General features: G+C 46.4%; 20 protein-coding genes. 17 read left to right on the forward strand and 3 right to left on the reverse strand.

Translation table 11 applies throughout. The annotated features are described in order from the left end of the window. Positions 1–38: 38 nt before the first annotated feature. The 15 genes from HYW15_01525 to HYW15_01595 are packed head-to-tail and all read left to right on the forward strand — an operon-like array spanning position 39 to position 13,858. Complete coding sequence (locus tag HYW15_01525; protein ID QQG42869.1) at positions 39–584, forward strand: HAD-IIIA family hydrolase; 546 nt, start codon at positions 39–41, stop codon at positions 582–584. Continuing rightward, positions 568–1,302 carry a hypothetical protein gene (locus HYW15_01530; GenBank protein ID QQG42870.1) on the forward strand — a complete coding sequence of 245 codons (735 nt, stop codon included), beginning with the start codon at positions 568–570 and terminating at the stop codon, positions 1,300–1,302. The genes HYW15_01525 and HYW15_01530 overlap by 17 nt, the downstream gene beginning before the upstream one ends. Then, positions 1,290–2,165: a decaprenyl-phosphate phosphoribosyltransferase gene (locus tag HYW15_01535; GenBank protein QQG42871.1), complete on the forward strand. Its 876-nt coding sequence runs from the start codon at positions 1,290–1,292 to the stop codon at positions 2,163–2,165. Before HYW15_01530 ends, HYW15_01535 begins: the two co-directional genes overlap by 13 nt. Next, on the forward strand, positions 2,155–2,562 hold the full coding sequence (locus HYW15_01540; protein ID QQG42872.1) for an HAD hydrolase-like protein: 408 nt from the start codon (positions 2,155–2,157) through the stop codon (positions 2,560–2,562). Before HYW15_01535 ends, HYW15_01540 begins: the two co-directional genes overlap by 11 nt. Continuing rightward, positions 2,541–3,584 (forward strand): NAD(P)-dependent oxidoreductase, encoded by a 1,044-nt coding sequence (locus tag HYW15_01545; GenBank protein ID QQG42873.1) that lies wholly within the window; start codon positions 2,541–2,543, stop codon positions 3,582–3,584. The genes HYW15_01540 and HYW15_01545 overlap by 22 nt, the downstream gene beginning before the upstream one ends. Before the next feature lie 3 nt (positions 3,585–3,587). Continuing rightward, the gene (locus HYW15_01550) at positions 3,588–4,181 is read left to right on the forward strand and encodes a GtrA family protein (protein QQG42874.1); all 594 of its coding nucleotides are present in this window, start codon (positions 3,588–3,590) and stop codon (positions 4,179–4,181) included. Further along, positions 4,178–4,846, forward strand: a complete 669-nt coding sequence (locus tag HYW15_01555; protein QQG42875.1) for a methyltransferase domain-containing protein — start codon at positions 4,178–4,180, stop codon at positions 4,844–4,846. Before HYW15_01550 ends, HYW15_01555 begins: the two co-directional genes overlap by 4 nt. A 25-nt stretch (positions 4,847–4,871) precedes the next feature. Then, entirely contained in the window at positions 4,872–6,629 is a 1,758-nt protein-coding gene (rfbB, locus tag HYW15_01560; protein QQG42876.1) for a dTDP-glucose 4,6-dehydratase, read from the forward strand. Beyond that, positions 6,622–7,017, forward strand: a complete 396-nt coding sequence (locus HYW15_01565; protein ID QQG42877.1) for an FdtA/QdtA family cupin domain-containing protein — start codon at positions 6,622–6,624, stop codon at positions 7,015–7,017. The genes rfbB and HYW15_01565 overlap by 8 nt, the downstream gene beginning before the upstream one ends. After that, on the forward strand, positions 7,014–7,850 hold the full coding sequence (locus HYW15_01570) for a class I SAM-dependent methyltransferase (GenBank protein ID QQG42878.1): 837 nt from the start codon (positions 7,014–7,016) through the stop codon (positions 7,848–7,850). The genes HYW15_01565 and HYW15_01570 overlap by 4 nt, the downstream gene beginning before the upstream one ends. Beyond that, entirely contained in the window at positions 7,847–8,365 is a 519-nt protein-coding gene (locus HYW15_01575) for a class I SAM-dependent methyltransferase (GenBank protein ID QQG42879.1), read from the forward strand. The genes HYW15_01570 and HYW15_01575 overlap by 4 nt, the downstream gene beginning before the upstream one ends. A 1-nt stretch (position 8,366) precedes the next feature. Further along, complete coding sequence (locus tag HYW15_01580) at positions 8,367–9,437, forward strand: DegT/DnrJ/EryC1/StrS family aminotransferase (GenBank protein QQG42880.1); 1,071 nt, start codon at positions 8,367–8,369, stop codon at positions 9,435–9,437. Continuing rightward, positions 9,430–11,166 carry a hypothetical protein gene (locus tag HYW15_01585; protein QQG42881.1) on the forward strand — a complete coding sequence of 579 codons (1,737 nt, stop codon included), beginning with the start codon at positions 9,430–9,432 and terminating at the stop codon, positions 11,164–11,166. The genes HYW15_01580 and HYW15_01585 overlap by 8 nt, the downstream gene beginning before the upstream one ends. Before the next feature lies 1 nt (position 11,167). After that, on the forward strand, positions 11,168–12,817 hold the full coding sequence (locus tag HYW15_01590; protein QQG42882.1) for a methyltransferase domain-containing protein: 1,650 nt from the start codon (positions 11,168–11,170) through the stop codon (positions 12,815–12,817). A 36-nt stretch (positions 12,818–12,853) separates the two neighbouring features. Beyond that, on the forward strand, positions 12,854–13,858 hold the full coding sequence (locus HYW15_01595) for a GDP-mannose 4,6-dehydratase (GenBank protein QQG42883.1): 1,005 nt from the start codon (positions 12,854–12,856) through the stop codon (positions 13,856–13,858). A gap of 34 nt (positions 13,859–13,892) precedes the next feature. On the opposite strand, the gene HYW15_01600 is transcribed toward HYW15_01595, so the two are convergent. From HYW15_01600 to HYW15_01610, 3 genes are all read right to left on the reverse strand, one after another. Continuing rightward, on the reverse strand, positions 13,893–14,354 hold the full coding sequence (locus tag HYW15_01600; protein ID QQG42884.1) for a Dabb family protein: 462 nt from the start codon (positions 14,352–14,354) through the stop codon (positions 13,893–13,895). 77 nt (positions 14,355–14,431) lie between these two features. Then, positions 14,432–15,538: a DegT/DnrJ/EryC1/StrS family aminotransferase gene (locus HYW15_01605; GenBank protein ID QQG42885.1), complete on the reverse strand. Its 1,107-nt coding sequence runs from the start codon at positions 15,536–15,538 to the stop codon at positions 14,432–14,434. Between the two features lies 1 nt (position 15,539). Then, complete coding sequence (locus HYW15_01610) at positions 15,540–16,757, reverse strand: class I SAM-dependent methyltransferase (GenBank protein ID QQG42886.1); 1,218 nt, start codon at positions 16,755–16,757, stop codon at positions 15,540–15,542. An 84-nt stretch (positions 16,758–16,841) separates the two neighbouring features. Between HYW15_01610 and HYW15_01615 the strand changes: the two genes are divergently transcribed. Together HYW15_01615 and HYW15_01620 are read left to right on the forward strand one after the other, a co-directional pair. Further along, entirely contained in the window at positions 16,842–17,564 is a 723-nt protein-coding gene (locus HYW15_01615; protein QQG42887.1) for an HD domain-containing protein, read from the forward strand. A gap of 69 nt (positions 17,565–17,633) precedes the next feature. Further along, positions 17,634–18,233, forward strand: a complete 600-nt coding sequence (locus tag HYW15_01620; GenBank protein QQG42888.1) for an N-acetyltransferase — start codon at positions 17,634–17,636, stop codon at positions 18,231–18,233. The last annotated feature ends 8 nt before the right edge of the window (positions 18,234–18,241 follow it).

An 18,241-nucleotide genomic window follows, 5' to 3' on the forward strand; every position in this document is an offset into this window, starting at 1 on the left:
TACTGGCGGGCCTTTTATTTTGTTATTATTTTAGACATATGGCGCATGTCGGCAACAAAGCTGTTTTTTTTGACAGGGATGGCGTGATTCTCAAAGCGGTAGTAGATGCCGGCGTGCCGCGGCCGCCGTACAGCGTTGCTGAATATAAAGAGAAAAGCGGAATTATGCCTGGGGCAAAAGAAGCGGTTGAAGCGGTGCGCAGAAACGGCTTTCTTGCTATTTTGGCAACGAACCAGCCGGATATTCGGTATGGGAGGATCACAAAGGAAGACTGGCAGTGGATACAGAACCAGATTGTGGATATTCCGTTTGACGATATTTTTATATGCTTTCACGGACGAGATGACGGGTGCGAGTGCAAAAAACCGAAGCCGGGAATGCTGATTGCGGCCGCAAAAAAATGGGGGATTGATTTAAAAAAAACTTTTATGGTCGGGGATTCTGAAAGCGACGTGAAAGCCGGCCAAGCCGCAGGATGCAAAATAATTTTAATAGACCATGAACAAAATAAAAATTTGGAGCCCGATTTCAGGGTGACAAATTTATCGGAAGTGGTAAAATTGATAAATGAAAATATTTATTGATAGCGCGAATTTAAACGATATTGAGGAGGCCTTAAAACGCGGATTCGCGGAGGGGATTACGACAAATCCGTCTCTTCTGGCAAAAGAGCCGAAATCCTCTTTTGAGGCGCACATCGGAAAAATTGTGGAGCTGATTAAAAAACATCAGCCGGGTATTCATTTGAGCGTGGAAGTTTTTTCGCGCGACCAAAAAATTATTTTGGAGCAGGCACAGAAATTTATGAAGCAGTTTGCTTATCCGCAAATGAGCATTAAGGTGCAAGTTGGGTGGGATGAACTTGAAACCATTAAAAAATTGAGCGCGGCTGGCATTTCGGTAAACTGCACTGCCTGTATGAATGTGACGCAAGCCGTGATGGCCGCGCGTGCTGGCGCAAAATACGTCAGTTTGTTTTGGGGCAGAATCCGCGACGGCGGGACAGATGCGGCAATGTCTAAAGAGCGAGATGAAGCCGTAAATAAAAGAGCTTTAGACAGCGACGATTTCAATCCTTTTAAGGTTGTTCAGGCGACGCGGCAGATTTTTGACCAGGACAAAATTCCATCAGAAATTATCGCGGGCAGCATGCGCAGTGCCGTTGACGTCAGAAACGCGCGTTTAGCCGGCGCTCATATTGTGACCGTGCCCCCCAAATTTTTTCCAGATATGATTTCCCACTTCAAAACCGACCAAGTCGTCAACCAATTTTTGACTGATTTTGAAAAATGGATGAGCTAAAAAAAACTATAAAAAATTTAATAATCTCAATGCGGCCAAGGCAGTGGATAAAAAACCTCTTTCTTTTTGCCGCCATAATTTTCGTAAAGCAGTTTTCGGATATTGAGAAGCTGGCGGCTGTTTTTGAGGCCTTTATCATTTTCTGCTTCGCCTCAAGCGCGATTTATCTGCTAAATGACGCAGTGGACGCGCCGTATGACCGCAGACACCCGCAAAAACGCCTAAGGCCGATCGCCGCTGGAGAGCTCCCAGTATTCGGAGCTGTTTTCGCAGCCGCGGTTTTCGGAGCGCTCTCCGTTTTTTGGAGTTTTTACATAAATAATTTTTTCGCGCTTGCCGTTATCGGATTTTTGGCGCTTAATGTTTTATATTCGTTTTATCTCAAGCGTTTCGTGATAATTGACGTGATAACAATCGCTTTGGGTTTTGTCATCCGCGTCATCGCCGGCGCAGTCGCCATAGACGTCCGGTTTTCGGAATGGCTGATTCTTTCAACTTTTTTCCTGACGCTTTTTTTGGCTATTTCCAAGAGGAAAAACGAGCTTATGCATGCAGAGGAAACCGAAGCGCGCGAGGGGCTTGGCAGATATTCTCTCGCTCTCTTGGACCAGATGAATGCGATTGTTTTGCCTTCCACCATTATCACCTACGCTTTTTATACGTTCAGCTCCGAGCACAGCAAGCTTCTCATGATTACAATACCCATCGTGCTTTACGGGCTTTTTCGGTATTTATTTTTGATAAACATAAAAACGCGGAGCGACGATGGTCCCACGGACGATTTGCTTTTAGACAAACATTTGCTCGCCACTGTTTTTATCTGGCTCGCGGTTTCCGTAGCAATGATTCTTTATGCCGGATAGATTTTTTGAGGAGCTGGATATGCCGCGGCAGGGGGCTGTGATTTTTTTGGACATTGACGGCACTTTGCGGCCGGACGGAGATCAAGGAATGAGTCAGGAGGTTTTAAATAAGCTGGCGGAGCTTAAGGCCAAAAACGAAGTTCATTTAATCAGCAATAAAGGCAACGGCGCAAAAAAGCCGAGCCGAGAAGCGGCAGAGGGCGTTGATATGGCCGGGAAAAAAGTTGTGGTGATAGGCGATAAATTTTTGACGGACGGGCTGTTCGCGAAAAATATCGGAGCCGAATTCGTTAAAGTCAGAAGAAAAATTTCAGGCCGGGAGAATTTTTTTGTTAAAGTCGCGTATTTTATTGACGATTTTATTTCTGCTATATTATGGAAACAAAAAAATATTTAATAACAGGCGGCGCCGGGTTTTTGGGAATTAACCTCGCGCGTTTTCTGCTCAAAAAAGGGCAGAAAGTAAGAATTCTGGATTTGGCCCAGTTTGATTACCCGGAGAGAAACAAGGTTGAGGCGCTGCTCGGGGACACAAGAGATAAATCAGGCGTTGATAAAGCGATGGACAGAATTGACATTGTTGTCCATGCGGCGGCCGCGTTGCCGCTTTATTCGCAAAAAGACATATACTCCACGGAAGTGGACGGAACAAAAAACGTTTTAGAAAGCGCCGGGCGGCGCAACGTTGACAGATTTATACATATTTCCAGCACGGCGGTTTACGGCATTCCCGACCACCACCCGATTTACGAAAATGATAAGCTTCAGGGAGTTGGGCCTTACGGCGAGGCGAAAATTCTGGCGGAGAAATTTTGCGAGGAAGCAAGAAAAAATGGAATGTGCGTTACAATTCTCCGGCCGAAATCTTTTGTGGGACCCGAGCGGTTGGGGGTTTTCGCGCTTTTTTACGATTGGGCGGGCACCGGGCACAATTTCCCCATGATCGGCAACGGAAAAAACAGCTACCAGCTTTTAGACGTTGAAGATTTATGCGAGGCGATTTTTCTTTCGGCTACCTTGCCGAAAGAAAAGGCCAACGACACTTTCAATGTCGGCGCAAAGGATTTTGCGACGATGCGCCGGGACTGGCAGGCGGTTTTGGACCGCGCGGGATTCGGCAAAAAAATTATCGGTTTGCCCGCTGCCCCCATGATTTTTGTTTTGAGATTCTTGGAGATTTTGCGCCTTTCACCTCTTTACAAATGGGTTTATGAAACCGCAGGCAAGGACTCTTTTGTGTCAGTGGAAAAAGCTGAACGGATTTTGGGATTCCGTCCAAAATATTCCAACAAAGAAGCGCTCGTCCGCAACTATGAATGGTATTTGGCTAATCTGGATAAATTTAAAAACCAGACCGGGGTATCCCACCGCGTCCCGTGGAAACAGGGGATTTTAAAAATCGCTAAGCTTTTTTTTTGAGTTATGCGGTTTGACCTTTTGCGGGCCGCAATTGTGGGGGAAGCCATCGCGCTTTTGACTTTGCCGACGTTAAAAAATATAAATTTTTTTGAGCCGACATTTGTCGCCGTCTGGCTGGTCTTCGTGCCCGCGGCGGCGCTCGCCGGTTTTTATTTGATTTATTTGACGTCGGCGAGGCGGCCCGTCTTGCTGGAGTTGGGAAAATACGGCCTCGTCGGATGCTTCAATTTTTTTCTGGACGCGGGCATTTTCAACTTTTTTATTTTAATTACTGGCATTGCCAGGGGTTGGCCGGTGGACGTTTTTATAATAATTGCTTTTGCGATAACGATAACGCAAAGTTTTTTGTGGAATAAATTCTGGATTTTTAAGGCGAACGATTTGGCCAATGCGCGCGCGCAGTACGCAAAATTTTTCAGCATGACTGTTGTCACTTCCCTTTTAGGGCTTTTGTTTATGCATCTTATGATAAATACCATCGGTGCTCCCTCCGGTTTTGATTTGAAAGTTTGGGCGAATCTCGCGCTTTTAGTTTTGATACCGACGTCTGCCCTGGGCAATTTCCTTGGCTATAAGTTTTTTGTTTTTAAAAAATGACTCACGCCGAATATTGCAGCAAGTTTATTCCCGCCGGCGGCAGGGTCTTGGATGTGGGCTCCGGCAGGGGCGATTTTCTGCGCGAGATGGCCGGCTTGGGATTTGACGCGTGCGGAGTTGAGCCGAACACCGAGCGGATTTTTTCCGCAATAGGCGGACCAGCCTTTGGCCGGGAAAAGGTTGTGAAGGTAAGCGCCGAAAACTTGCCGTTCCCCGATAATCATTTTGATTTTGTAAATTGCGCCGAGGTCAGCGAGCACGTTGACGATCCTTCTAAGATGCTCCAAGAAATTTTTCGGGTTCTAAAGCCCGGAGGGAAATGCTACACAAGTTTTCACAATCGCTTGGGGGTTTACGACTATCATTATCGGCTTTATTTTATAAACTGGATGCCGAGGGTTTGGACAGAGCCGATTTTAAAATTTTTAGGAAAACAAAAAGAGGACGGCCCGGCCGGACGCCAGAAACTGACCACGATGCATTATTATACTTACGGACAAGTTTTGAAAATGCTTCACAATGCCAGTTTTTCCGCAGAAGACATCCGAAAAGAGAAAATTAGACAATTCTTCGGCATCACGCGCTTGCCGTTTTTTATTTTATATTTCACATTGCTTCGTCCGTTATATTTCAACACCTTCCATTTTTTGCTTGCCAAACCTTAATCCGACCTGATAAGTTATAAGAGATATGAGATTTCTTGTAACCGGAGGGTGCGGATTTATGGGGTCAAATTTTATCCATTATGTTTTGGATAATTTCCCCGAGAGCGCTGTCATAAATCTTGACCTCTTGACGTACGCCGGAAACGAGGAAAATCTTCGCGGCGTCCCGCCATCCAGATACCGGTTTGTGAAAGGTGACATTTGCGACACGGAGCTCGTAAAAAAGCTGATGCGGGAATCCGACTTCGTCGTAAACTTCGCCGCCGAGAGTCATGTGGACAGGTCAATCCATTCCGACGCCGACGATTTTGTCCATACCAATGTCGTAGGAGTCCACTCGCTTTTGAAAGCGTTGAGGGGCTCGCCTAACGTTAAAAAGATGGTTCATATCTCGACGGACGAAGTCTGGGGCGATTTGCATTTTAAGTCGCAGGAGAAGTTTACCGAAGAGTCGCCGCTTAGGCCGAGTTCTCCGTACGCCGCTTCCAAGGCCGCCGGCGAAATGCTTGTGCGTGCTTATCATAAAACCTATGGCCTGCCGGTGGTCATTTCGCGTTCGGTCAACAATTTCGGGCCGAGGCAGCATCCGGAAAAAGTGATTCCGTTTTTCGCCATGCTGGCAATGGACAACAAGCCCCTGCCGATTCACGGCAGCGGTTTAAATGTGCGGTCGTGGATTCACGTAGACGACCACACCCGCGCCGTCCTCGCTCTTTTGGAAAAAGCTCCCTCGGGGGAGATATACGGCGTTTCCGCAGATGAAGAGTGCTCAAACATGGATATTGCCGGAAAAATATTGAGAATTTTAAACAAGCGGGAAAACCTGGTTACTTTCGTTGAAGACCGTCCGGCAAATGACAGGAGGTATGCGGTTAATCCGTCAAAGCTGCTCGCTTTAGGATGGCGCCCCCAGCGTTCGCTGGACAGCCACATCCCGGTGACCATTGATTGGTATAAAGAAAATCAGACATGGCTTAGTAGTGTTGCCAGGAAGTATGAAAGCACGAGCGAAGAGATGCGGCGTTCGTCCGCAGATATCAGAAAAAGGGCGCTTGCTGGTTCGCCCGCCAGATCTCTTTCAATTTTTTTCCCGTGCCTTAACGAGAAAGGGACAATCGCCACAATGGTTTTGGAAGGCAGAAAAACCGCCGTGTCGCTCACGGACGATTTTGAAATTATTGTCGTAGACGATGGCTCCACCGACGGCAGCCGCGAGCTTCTTTTGGAGCTTCAAAAGAGCGTTCCGGAATTAAAATTAGTTTTTCGCGAAAAGAGGGGTTACGGCGCGGCGCTTAGAAATGGATTTAAGGCGGCAACAAAAGAGCTTGTTTTTTATACCGATGGCGACGGGCAATATGACGTGAGTGAATTACCGATGCTGTGGAATAAATTAACCAACGAAGTAGATATTGTAAATGGCTACAAAATTAAACGAGCCGACCCGTTGTACCGCATTATCATTGGTTTTATTTATCAGCATGTTACAAGATGGGCGTTTTGGTTGCCAATTAGAGACCCTGATTGCGACTTCCGCTTAATTCGCAGAAAAGTGTTTGACACGGTTGAGCTTAAAAGCGATACCGGCACCATAACTATTGAGATTGTAAAAAGAATTCAGCAAGCCGGCTTCCGTTTTGTTGAAGTTGGAGTTTCGCATTACAACCGCACATATGGAAGTTCTCAATTTTTTAACTTCCGTAGGATCGTTGTCACATTATGGCGTTTGGCTTTTTTGTGGGTGGAGCTGATTATATTTTCGGGCAGACGAAAAAATCATGGATGAAATCATATTAAAATCGGTTAAGGGGCCGGTTGGCGAGCTACACGCAGGCAAGATCTACGAGCAAATACCGTTTGCCATAAAAGAGTTTTACGTTATACAGAATGTCCCCAATCGGCAGATTGCGCGCGGGATGCACGCGCATAAAAAACGGGAGCAGGTAATTTTTTGCCTGCAGGGCTCATTCACGCTCCATATGGATGACGGAAACAAAAAATGGAGCGTTGTAATGAATGACCCGGCGCGCGGCATGCGGCTTAAAAAAAGAGTGTGGCATTCAATGACGGATTTTTCCAAGGACTGCATTATGCTTGTCGTGGCAGACGATTTTGAAGACGCAAGCGATTACATCAGGGATTACGACGAGTTTTTGAAGTTTGTAAAAACATGAATCAAGCCAGATGCACAATATGCGGCAACGCTGCCAATAATCTGACTAAAGATGCCGAGCTTTTTATTTACGAGTGCTCTTTGTGTAGCCATGTGTTTGCTGTTATACCTGCGGACCAGCAAAAAAAATATAATCATGATTATTTTACCAAAGAACACGAGAACTGGTTTAAAAATCCGAACACGAAACTTTTTCGCTTTATAGCCGGTCAAATCAATGCGCATTTTGGTCAGAAAAATATTGCGCTTTTGGATGTTGGCTGCGGCAACGGAGATTTTCTAAAATTTTTTTACCGGCACCGCGGCAATTCAACGTTATGCGGCATAGACGTTGCTCGGCTTTTTGAAGACGCAAACATTTCTTTTTTACATGGCGATTTTAATACGATGGAGCTCAAGCAAAATTTTGACGTTGTTACCAGTCTGATGGCTATTGAGCATATAGAGAATCCTGTTTTATTTACTAAAAAGATTTTCAGCGCTTTGGAGCGCGATGGCATGGCTGTTGTGGCGACTATCAACAGCAACGGCCTAATTTATCGTTTAGCCGGCTTATTGAAGGCGCTGGGCATTCGAGGCCCGTACGAAAGGCTTTATGACCACGCGCATCTGCAGCATTATACAAACGCGTCTTTGAAAAAACTTTTGGAAAACTGCGGATTTGAAGTTCTTTTGCAAAGAAATCATAATTTCCCGCTAGCCGCCTTAGATGTGCCCAAAAGCAATGTAGTTTTAGAAACCGTTTATCGCGCCGGAGTAGCCGCTATTTTTACGCTTACCTCGGTTTTCGGCGGAGGCATGGACCAGACCATAATTTGTAGAAAGGCCCCATGATTCAATTTTTTGACTTTCACAAAAATTATTACACGGGAATAAAAGGCGTATATTTTCGTAGAATTTTAAAAAAAATAATAAAAATAGGTGATTTGAGCAGTAAACGGGTGCTTGATTTCGGCTGCGGGAGGGGCGAACTAAAAAAACTTTTGCCGAGCGTTGTGGGCTACGACATTTTGCCTGATTTGAGCGACGTAGCGGACTGGAGAAGCGTTAAATTTGACACGGTGGTGGCGAACGAAGTATTCTATCTTTTTTCCAAAAAAGAGCTTGAGATTTTTTTAGACGAACTTTATAAATGCAATCCCAAAGCAGAATTGATTGTCGGTATCAGCAGGCAGAGTATTTTAAACAACATCGCCAAATATCTCGGCGACGTAAAAGACGCTTATGCTGGGACTAAGCTTTCGCCGAGCGAGGAATTGGCTGTCTTGAAAGACAGAATGAATGTGATTGACAAAAAAACTGTATGGTTTATGTGTAATATATACTTACTTCGTTTTAAACATTTGTAGCATGATTAAATTCGTAGATTTTACAAGAGAATACATATCTATAAAGAGCGAAATAGACGCCGCTATCAAGAAAGTCTTGCGGCGCGGAGTTTTCATTTTGGGTCCGGAGGTGGAAAATTTTGAAAAAAAATTCGCGAAATATTGCGGCGTCCGATACGCCGTGGGAGTCGCGTCCGGCACGGACGCGCTCTATTTGAGCTTGCTGGCTTTGGGTATTGGGCGAGGAGATGAGGTGATTGTGCCGGTAAATACCGCTTTGGCGACTGCTATGGCCGTTAAGATGAGCGGAGCCAAGCCGGTTTTTTGCGACTCTGATGAAAATTTTTTGATAGACATAGACAAAATCCCGGCGCTTATAAATAAAAAAACAAAAGCGCTTATCCCAGTGCATCTTTACGGCAGGGCGTGCAATATGGATAAATTAAGAGTCGTCGCAAAAAAACACAAACTATTTTTAATAGAAGATTGCGCGCAGGCGGCTGGGGCAAAATGGCGCGGCAAAAAAGCCGGCGGCTGGGGGGATTTTAGCTGCTTTAGTTTTTATCCGACAAAGAATTTGGGCGCTTACGGGGATGGGGGAGCCGTAACAACAAATAGCGAAGACCATTATAAAAAATTACGGGCATTGCGCTTTTACGGGGCGCACGACCGGATAACCAGCGCGATGTTCGGCATAAACAGCCGTTTGGACGAAAAGCAGGCCGCGATTTTGAGCGTTAAGTTGAAATATCTGGATAACTGGAACAAAAAAAGAGCGTCCCTGGCCGATCTTTATAGAAAACTGATTACTAATAAAAATATTACTTTGCCTGCGGCAAATTCTGGCGAACACGTCTATCATTTATTCGTCGCGCGCGCGAAAAACCGCGACGCTCTGATGAACGTGCTGAAAAAGAAAAGCGTTCAAACTATGATTCACTATCCGCTTCTTCTTCATGAGCAGCCGGTTTTTAATTACAAAGGCAAATTTGCCAACGCCGAAAAATATTCCAAAGAAATTTTTTCTTTGCCTATTCATCCGTTTTTGAAAAAAGAAGAAGTAGCGCGGATAGCCAAAATTTTAAATGCGTGAACACGGCTTGATTATTATTTTGGGGCTCCTTCTGACTCTTTTGATTGAGGCGCCGCTTTTGGTGTTTCCTTTTGTTTCAAAAAATTATCAGGGCATCAACATTCCGCATTTCGGCACCGATTCGCATTTTTATTTAAGCCGCGCCAAAGAAGCTTTGGAAGGGCGCGGCATGGGCAATCCGTGGCTGCGCGAAGGCAAGGAGCGGCAAGACATTATGTTTATGTATAACGAGCGCGCGCTTACTGCGCCGATAAGATTTCTGGGGCTTGCTGATAGAATCAATGTTGTAACTCTGTATAACATCTATAATTTTATCGGGATTTTTATTTTGATTTTACTTGCTTATTTTTTTGTTTGGCAACTTTCGGGAAGCAAACTTTTATCCGCCGTCGCGGCGGTGTTTGCGATCGGCGGCTACCATATTGTCTACAGGCAATTTCTTTACAATGATTTCAACATCTACGGCCGGCCGATGTTTCCTTACATGAGTTCTTTGGCTTTTTTTGCGTATTTAAATCTTTTAGTGTTATGGCTTAGGACGAAAAAATTTATTTACGGGCTTTTCTCCGCCGTCGCGCTTGGTTCGCTTTTTTACATATACTTTTTTGCCTGGACTTTCGCTTTGGCTTTAAACGGAGCGCTGTTTTTGCTGTATTTTCTAAAGCGCGAATGGGCGCCCGCAAAATCGCTGACTCTTATTTCCGCGGCCGGCGTACTTATCGGGTTTTATAATCTTTTTCAGATGTGGGCGCTCTTTCAATCCGACATCGGCGCGCAGATTGCGTATTTCCATTGGTCAAGCCGCACGCATCTGCCGATTTTCAGTAAAATCGGCGCCGCCATGCTTTTGCTCCTCGCGTTTTTTTGGTACCGGAAACGAAATAATGAAAGGATTATTTTAATTTCGGCTTTGATTTTGGCCGGCTGGATTTCTTTAAACCAACAAATAATCACCGGCAAGGCGGTTGAGATCGGGCATTACTACTGGTATTTCATTGTCCCGCTTTCCATTCTCGCCGGCTTGTACATGTTATGGGAACTGCTGGATAATTTCGCGTGGCGGAAGCAGTTGTTTGCGTCTATGCTGGTTGTCGTATTTTTGCACGGCGCACTGGGGCAGTATCGTTCTTTTTTCATTACCTTGCCGGGGAAGGAATATGAGCAATCATACCGGCCGATAATTGCGGAATTAAAAAAAGACGCTGCCCCCGGAGTTGTATTGGCCGCGGACGACTATTTGGCTTATCTGATTGCAATTTATACCGACCGTGATTTATTTTGGGCGGGAGCGGCTTCGCAGACGATAATGCCTTTTTCGCGTTTTTCCGACATGCTTTATGTTTACGCATATTTAAATAAAGAGGCGCGAGGGGATTTTGCCGGCTACTTGCGCAGCTTGATGAGCGATGCAACCGACGACTCTTTTTATAAAGGCCTTTACGGATTTATAGAGGGGTTTTCCTCCGGCATGGATTATTATGATTATGTTTATAAAGCGAAAACAGACAAAAATGTTATAGGTCCGCACAGGGAGCGGCTGATTGCCGATCTCGCTCGCGAATATTCTCAATTGACGGGCGGCGGCGGGATGGCCGGCTTGTTGAAAAAATACGGCGTCAAATACATTGTTTGGGACAAAAACAGACATCCCGAATGGGACTTGTCTTTTCTGAAATTTAAACTGCTTCTTGAGCATAACAATATAGACCTTTACGAGGTTATATATTGATATGCAGAGCGGCAGGGAAACTATCGTAATCGTTGGCTATGGCTGGGTGGGGCAGGCAAACGCCTTGGCGCTTACTCGGATGGGACACGAGGTTTTTTACTATGACATCGCGCCGCCTGTTTTGAGATATGCGGATAAGCACGCCGAGCTTTATGAAAGAATAAAACCGCTCGGAGAAGTTTTAGAAAAAGACGGCGAAAACACTTGGTATATTGTCGCCGTGGGAGACAGGGTGCTGGAAGACGGCTCGCAGGATATAACGCTTATAAAAAAAACCTTGGACGCGTTGAAACCGGCGCGCGGCAGAATAATTTTGCGCTCAACCGTTTTGTCGCAAAATTTGGAGAAGCTCAATTTTGATTTTTATGTTCCGGAATTTTTGCACGAACGCCACGCGGTTGAAGAATGCTTGAACCCGTATTATTTTGTTTTGGGCAAGCGAGGCAATATAGATGAACCAAATTTTTTGATGGACTGGCGGCTCCGGGCTAAAAAAGTTTTTAAAGGCACCCCCAAGCAGGCGTCCTACATCAAATATCTCTCCAATCTTTGGAACGCGGCCAGAGTCGCTTTTATAAATGAATTCGGTGACTTGGCGCGGGACGAGGCGGTTATTGATTTTGTTTTTGAGAAAAAAAATTATTTGAGATATGGACAGGCGTTCGGCGGGCATTGCCTGCCCAAGGACCTTTTGGCGTTCTGGAGCGCGCACGCGGCGGATAAGAATGTAGAGCTCCTTCGCGCGGCTTATTTAAGCAATGAGCTCCACAAAAAAAGCGAGGCGGAGCAGGGCCCTTTGCCGGAATGGTTTTCGTCTTGGGAGGAGGAGCGGCGGGCGCTCGGCGAGATGCGCACGGGGGCTTTTTTGTGGAATAAATTTAATTTAGCGCCGCCGGTTCAGGCGGCGCGGAGGAGATTAAGGTTTTTGGTGAATATCGCCTCGCGCCTTACTCCGAAGAGGTCGTTGGGAAACGTTAAAGAGATTTGGAATGATTTGGCGCGCAAAAACGCCAGATATTTCACGAACACCAAAACGCCGAGCGGCCGGGACGTAAATGAATTTGAGCTTCGGGAAACTGGTTTGGCGGATTATGAAAAATATGTCGCCGAGGATACTTTGCTCGCGCCGGTTTTGCGCAATCCGCCAGCTGGCCCCGACGGCACCGTCGGGGCTGGCGGACAAAATCAGTCAAGCGTTCTGGAGGTCGGCTGCGGGCTTGGGAGAATGACGGAATTTTTTCCGCGGCATTTTGCCAAAACTTCGGCTATTGATATCTCGGATATTATGGTGGAAAGCGCCAAAAAAAGGGTGGCGGACGCGAAAAACATAGATTTTAAAATTTCTGACGGCAAAACCATTGCCTTTCCGGACAATCATTTTAATTTGGTTTTTTCATACCAGACGCTTCAGCATATCCCCGCGCGCGAAATTTTGGCTGAAAAATTTACAGAAATTTATCGGACATTGAAGCCCGGCGGGATGGCGAAACTGCATCTTCGCACTGGGCGTGGCCCCTACAAATGGCACTGGGCGTACGGCGTTTCGGTAACGCCCGTTGAAACAAAAGGGCTTGCCGAAACCGCCGGTTTTAAATTTATCAAGCACGAAATAGAAAACCCAAAAAGCTTATGGGTTTGGCTTGCTAAATAAAAACACCCTTGTTATAATCCGTAAGGAGGTAAAAATATGAAAAAAATACTGATAACCGGAGGGGCGGGGTTTATTGGATGCCATTTATCCAGGCACCTATTGGACACGCATAAAGAGGATTTAGAGCTGGTTTTAGTTGACAATCTCCAGCGTGGGACAATGGATGAGGATTTTAAGAAGGTTTTGGAAGACAAACGGGTAACGTTTCTGAATCTTGACCTTACCGATCTTGCCTCTTACGCCAAGCTGGGCGCGGGATATGACCACGTCTATCATCTGGCGGCGATTAACGGAACAAAGCTTTTTTACGAAATCCCGCAGGAGGTTTTGCGCATAAACGCGCTCTCGCTTATCTATATGCTGGAATGGTTCAAAAAGCATAGTGCTCAAGGCAAGTTTTGTTTTACTTCGTCAAACGAAGCATACGCAAGCGCCCTCTCCGCTTTCGGGAAGCTTCCGATTCCTACGCCGGAGAAAGTTCCTTTGGTGATTGACGATCCCTACAACGCGCGCTGGTCGTACGCTTCCACCAAGCTAGTGGGTGAATTGTTTGTGATTCACTACGCCAAGGCGTACAACTTCCGGGCGCTTATCGTGCGGCCGCATAACTTTTATGGTCCGCGCGCTGGGTATCATGGCCACGTCATACCTGATTTTTCAGAAAGAATCGCGGCTAAAGTTGACCCATTTCCGATTTTCGGCGCGGATGAGACGAGGACATTTTGCTATATCTCTGACGCCGTGCGGGCTATGCGGATGCTGATGGATTCTCCAAAAACCGACGGCCAGCCGATAGAGACCGTGCATATCGGAGATTTCCATGAAATCACAATGAAGGGACTCGCGGAAAAGTTGTTTGAAATCACCGGCTGGAAGCCGGAAAAATTGGATATCAAAACCGCGCCTCCCGGAAGCGTCCGGCGCCGCCTGGCGGACGTTTCCAAACTTCAAGCCCTTACCGGCTGGAAGCCGGAAGTTTCGCTGGAAGACGGCCTCAAACACACCTACGACTGGTATTTAGCGAATCCGAAAAAAGGATAAAAAAAGAGCCCCAATGGGGGCTTTTTTGTCTGGTCTATTTGTTATTGCACCGGACGCAGACCCAGTCTTCTCCTTTTATTTTGACTATGTCCCGAAGCGGGATTTCCCCATCCGGATCGTAGAGCCGTGTTTTTATCATCGCCTCGCCGCATCTGGGGCAGGAACTTTCCGTTGTCTTGCCGAGAAATGCAGGGTAGTGAATATCACCAGCCCGCCAGTCGGCGATATTTTTCAAGATGTTGGTAAGCTCAACGTGTTTAGGGTGTTTTCTATAAGCTTGGAATGCCTCGTTGCTCTCAAAAATACCGATTTCAACGAGATGAAAATTCTTTCGCAGGTCGAGGTTCCAGTCCACTTTCCAGAAGAGGATTCCTGCTTCTTTGCCGCCGCAATCTTGATCTAATGTCTGGTAGCGATCATAGACCTCTTGTCTCTTCACCGCCGTAGAGTACTCTTTAAATGAAATCAAAACTACGTGCCATAGAGCTCTTTGCATATTCGGCCCTCCTTTGTATTTTCAGTCTAGAACTAGAAATATACTAGCAGATCGCGGTTTATATTGTCAAGCGGATGTTATTTCGCAAAAAACTTTTTTATCTCGTCGCAAACTCTTAAGATATCCTCGTCCGTCAGCGTGAAGGCCGAGGGAAGCCAGAGGGATTTCGGCAAAAGCTCGGTGCTCACCGGAAAATTGTCATCAGGGAGCTTGTAGGGAGTTTGTCTGTGGATAGGATGCCAGTATTTTCTGCAATCAATATTTTTTTCGCGAAGATATTTTTCAAGTTCGTCTCGTTTGTCCGTCATAATATCCGTCCATTGCGGCATTTCTTCACTCGTGGACGGAAAAATTTTTATTTCTTTAACATCTTTTAAGTTTTCCGCGTAAAGCTCGTAATTTCTCTTCATCCTTGCGAATCTTTCCGAAAGATGCGCGAACTGCCCAAGTCCTACGGCAGCCTGCAAATCAGTCATGCGGAAATTGTAGCCGATTGTATCATGCAGGTCGTCCCCTCCCGTGCCGCGGACCGGGCGGCCTTGATCTTTCAGCGGGCGCAATTTTTTTAAAATTTCATCGCTGTTCGTCACAATCATCCCGCCCTGCCCGGTGGCTAAGGTTTTGTTGGCGGCGAAAGAAAAACATCCGGCATCTCCGAACGTGCCCAAATATTTCCCTCCGCCGGAGGCGGAATGTTTTGAGCCGAGCGCTTCGGCAGCGTCTTCCACCACGAAAATATTATTTTTTTTGGCGATGTCCAAAATGGCTTCCATGTCGGCGACTCTTCCGGTAACATGCACCGGGATTATCGCTTTGGTTTTGGGCGTTATGGCTTTTTTTACGGCCTCAACGCTCACCGTAAGCGTTTTTGGGTCAATGTCAACTAATACCGGTTTCGCGCCTGTGAGCTCCACGGCGTTTGCGGTTGCGATAAAAGTCGCGTCAGGCACGATGACTTCGTCCTCATGCCCGACGCCGACGGCTTTTAAAGACAAAAAAATGGCCGCTGTGCCGCTGGTCGTCGCTACGGCGTGTTTCGCGCCAACGAAATAAGCGATTTTCTTTTCAAATTCCTCCGTAAGCGGGCCTTCGTTTATAAAATTGGTGTCCAGCGCTCGCTTGATGAATTCGTAGTCCTCTTTTTCAACCCGCGGCTGCCACCAGGGGATTTTTTTATTTTCCATATTACTTTATTATTTTTGGCGTTGGCAACGGCATTATAAATTTGCCCTTATATCCGTTTTTGCGGAGTATCTTCATAAGCTCTTCTCCGATGTGCCAGGAAAGCACTAAAGCGTAGTCCGGCTGGTCTTTGAATAATTTGTTTTCCTCGAGCACGGGAATATGCGTTCCGGGGGTGAAGAGGCCGATTTTGGGCGAGCCGGCTTTTTCAACGGAATAATCAAGAATCCGGCTGTCTATTTTCGTAAAGCCCAAAAGGGTGTTGGAGCGGGCGGAACTGGTTATCCCCGCTATTTTTGCCCTTTTTTGTTTTAAATCAATCAGCAGTTTCAGCAGATTATTTTTCGCGCTTATTGCCTGCGTTCTGAATCGCGCCCAGTTTTTTGGGTCGTAAAGTCCGGCGCGCTCTTCATCGCGGATAAGTTTTTTGGCGCGTTCGGACATTTTCTTTTTTCCGGCCGCCGCGTAAACCCTTATTGACCCGCCGGCGGCGGAGATGCGCTCGGCGTCAATCAAGCTCATCCCGGCGAGAGCAAAAAGCTTGATTAAGGGCTTGAGAGAATAAAACCGCAGGTGCTCATGGTATATAGTGTCAAATTCAAATTTTTCCACGATATCCATAAGATATTGCGATTCGGAAACAAACACTCCGTCCGGCGCAAGCACGTTTTTGATATTTTTTGTAAGCTCAACTGGGTTTGGGATATGCGCAAAAGTGTTTGTTGCGGTGACGATTTTCGCTTTTCCGTATTTTTTTAATATTTTCTTCGCGGTGCTTTGTGTGAAATATTCCTGTATTGTCGGGATGCCGCGTTTATTCGCGTCTTTCGCGGCGTCAGTCGGCTCTATCCCCAAAACGCGCACGCCTTTTTCTTTAAAACCCTGAAGGAGTGTTCCGTCGTTTGAGCCGATATCTATGATTAAGTCATTTTTGGAAAGATTATATTTTTTTTCCACGGAGCCGGCGAGCTCGCGGAAATTCCTGATAAGCATATTCGTAAGCCCGGTGCGGTACGGATAGTTTTTCGGGAAAACGAGCTCGGGAGCAATGATTGAATCCAGTTGCAAAAGCCCGCATTTCGCGCAGCGGCATAAATTGAGCGGATAAGTCATTTCCGGTTTGCCCAGTTGTTGTTTTGTTAGATACGCCTGCACAATCGGCTGATGCCCCAAATTCAGCACCGACTCCAGTTTTTTATTTCCGCAGATTTGACATTTCATGACTATATTATAACCTATTGCATTTAAATTGGTTTTAGTATATACTCTACGTTCAGATGCCCAAAACACAGAGGAGGGCTGAAGATGAAGACATGGGAGAGATACCCAAATTTGGCTAGAGCGGTTAAAAGGACGCATGAGGAGGTGGAAAGGGAATTCAACGTTCAGGCGTTCCATTGCCATGATTTTTTCCACGCTTTCCGCGTCAGCAACTGGGCGGAGAGAATCGCACCTGATCCCGAAACCGCCCGGAAAGCTGGAGTCGCAGGGCTTCTGCACAACGATGACAGAATTATGCAAATAAAGCTCGGCCTTGGGTTTGCGGACAAAGTTCCCACTGATTTGCGGGTGGAGATGATGATCAGCTGGCTTGATGCCGAGCCCACCGGGACATTTTTGCCGAAAGAAGAGAAAGAAATCATTAATGCGGTGCTCAAGCATTCCAATCGTAATGGGCCGGATGACAGCTTGGTGCTGATTACATTGATGGACGCGGACAGATTAGTGAATCTGGAAGCGGATTGCATTATTCGCAACGGGCAGTATTTCGGAAACGCGCTGCAGGTCGTTGACCCGGTCTATCTCTTGGATGACCCGAAAGCCAACTTTCGAGATCCACGCTCGATTTTGTGGACGATGCCCACGCGGTTTGATTGGGAGCAAGAAGGCGGATTTGTTGGGTTGCGGCTGCCAAAGGCCCGCGAATTCGCAAAGAGGCGCTTCGCCTTTTGGCGGCTCTTTATCCAAGAAACGATTGAACAAATTAAAGAATCCGGAGCCGTCCCATTCCCGGATTTTGAAAGCTAGAAATCTAGCGAGCAACCGCCAGCCGAGCTGGCGGGTTTTTTATTATTATGTTAATTTATATCGTATCGCATGGATAAAAATCCTAATCAATTAAATTCTCCGCAATACGATAAATCTCTGCTCAAATCGGCGGGCGAGAATGTTTTTATCAGCGCGAATGTGGAAATCAGAAGGCCGCATTTAGTTTCTATTGGAAGTAACGTAGATATTGATTCTGGGTGTTATCTTACACCCGGATTGGAAATAGGCGATTATGTGCATATTGCGGCCTATGTTACTGTTATTGGTTGGCCAAACGGGTTTCTCAAAATGGGAAATTTTACCAATATCGCCGTGGGCGGAAGAATCATTTGCGTTTCGGATACTTTTTCGGGCGACGGGCTTATCGGCGCGCAGGGGATACCGGATGAATTCCGGAAGCTCAAAATCGCGCCCGTTGTTTTTGAAAATTTCGCCAATGTCGGCGCGGGGGCGATTATTTTGCCTGGGGTGACATTGCGCGAAGGGTCGGTTGTCGGCGCGGGGGCGGTTGTCACCAAAGACACGGAGCCGTGGACGATTTACGCAGGAAATCCGGCCAGGCCGATTAAAAAAAGGCCCAAAGAAAAAATGCTGGAATACGCCGCCAAGCTGGGGTATCCGAACGGCCATAAAACATTTAACACTTAACATGTGAC

Source organism: Candidatus Giovannonibacteria bacterium (assembly GCA_016432405.1).
GTDB lineage: Bacteria > Patescibacteriota > Minisyncoccia > UBA11713 > 2-01-FULL-45-33 > MFHE01.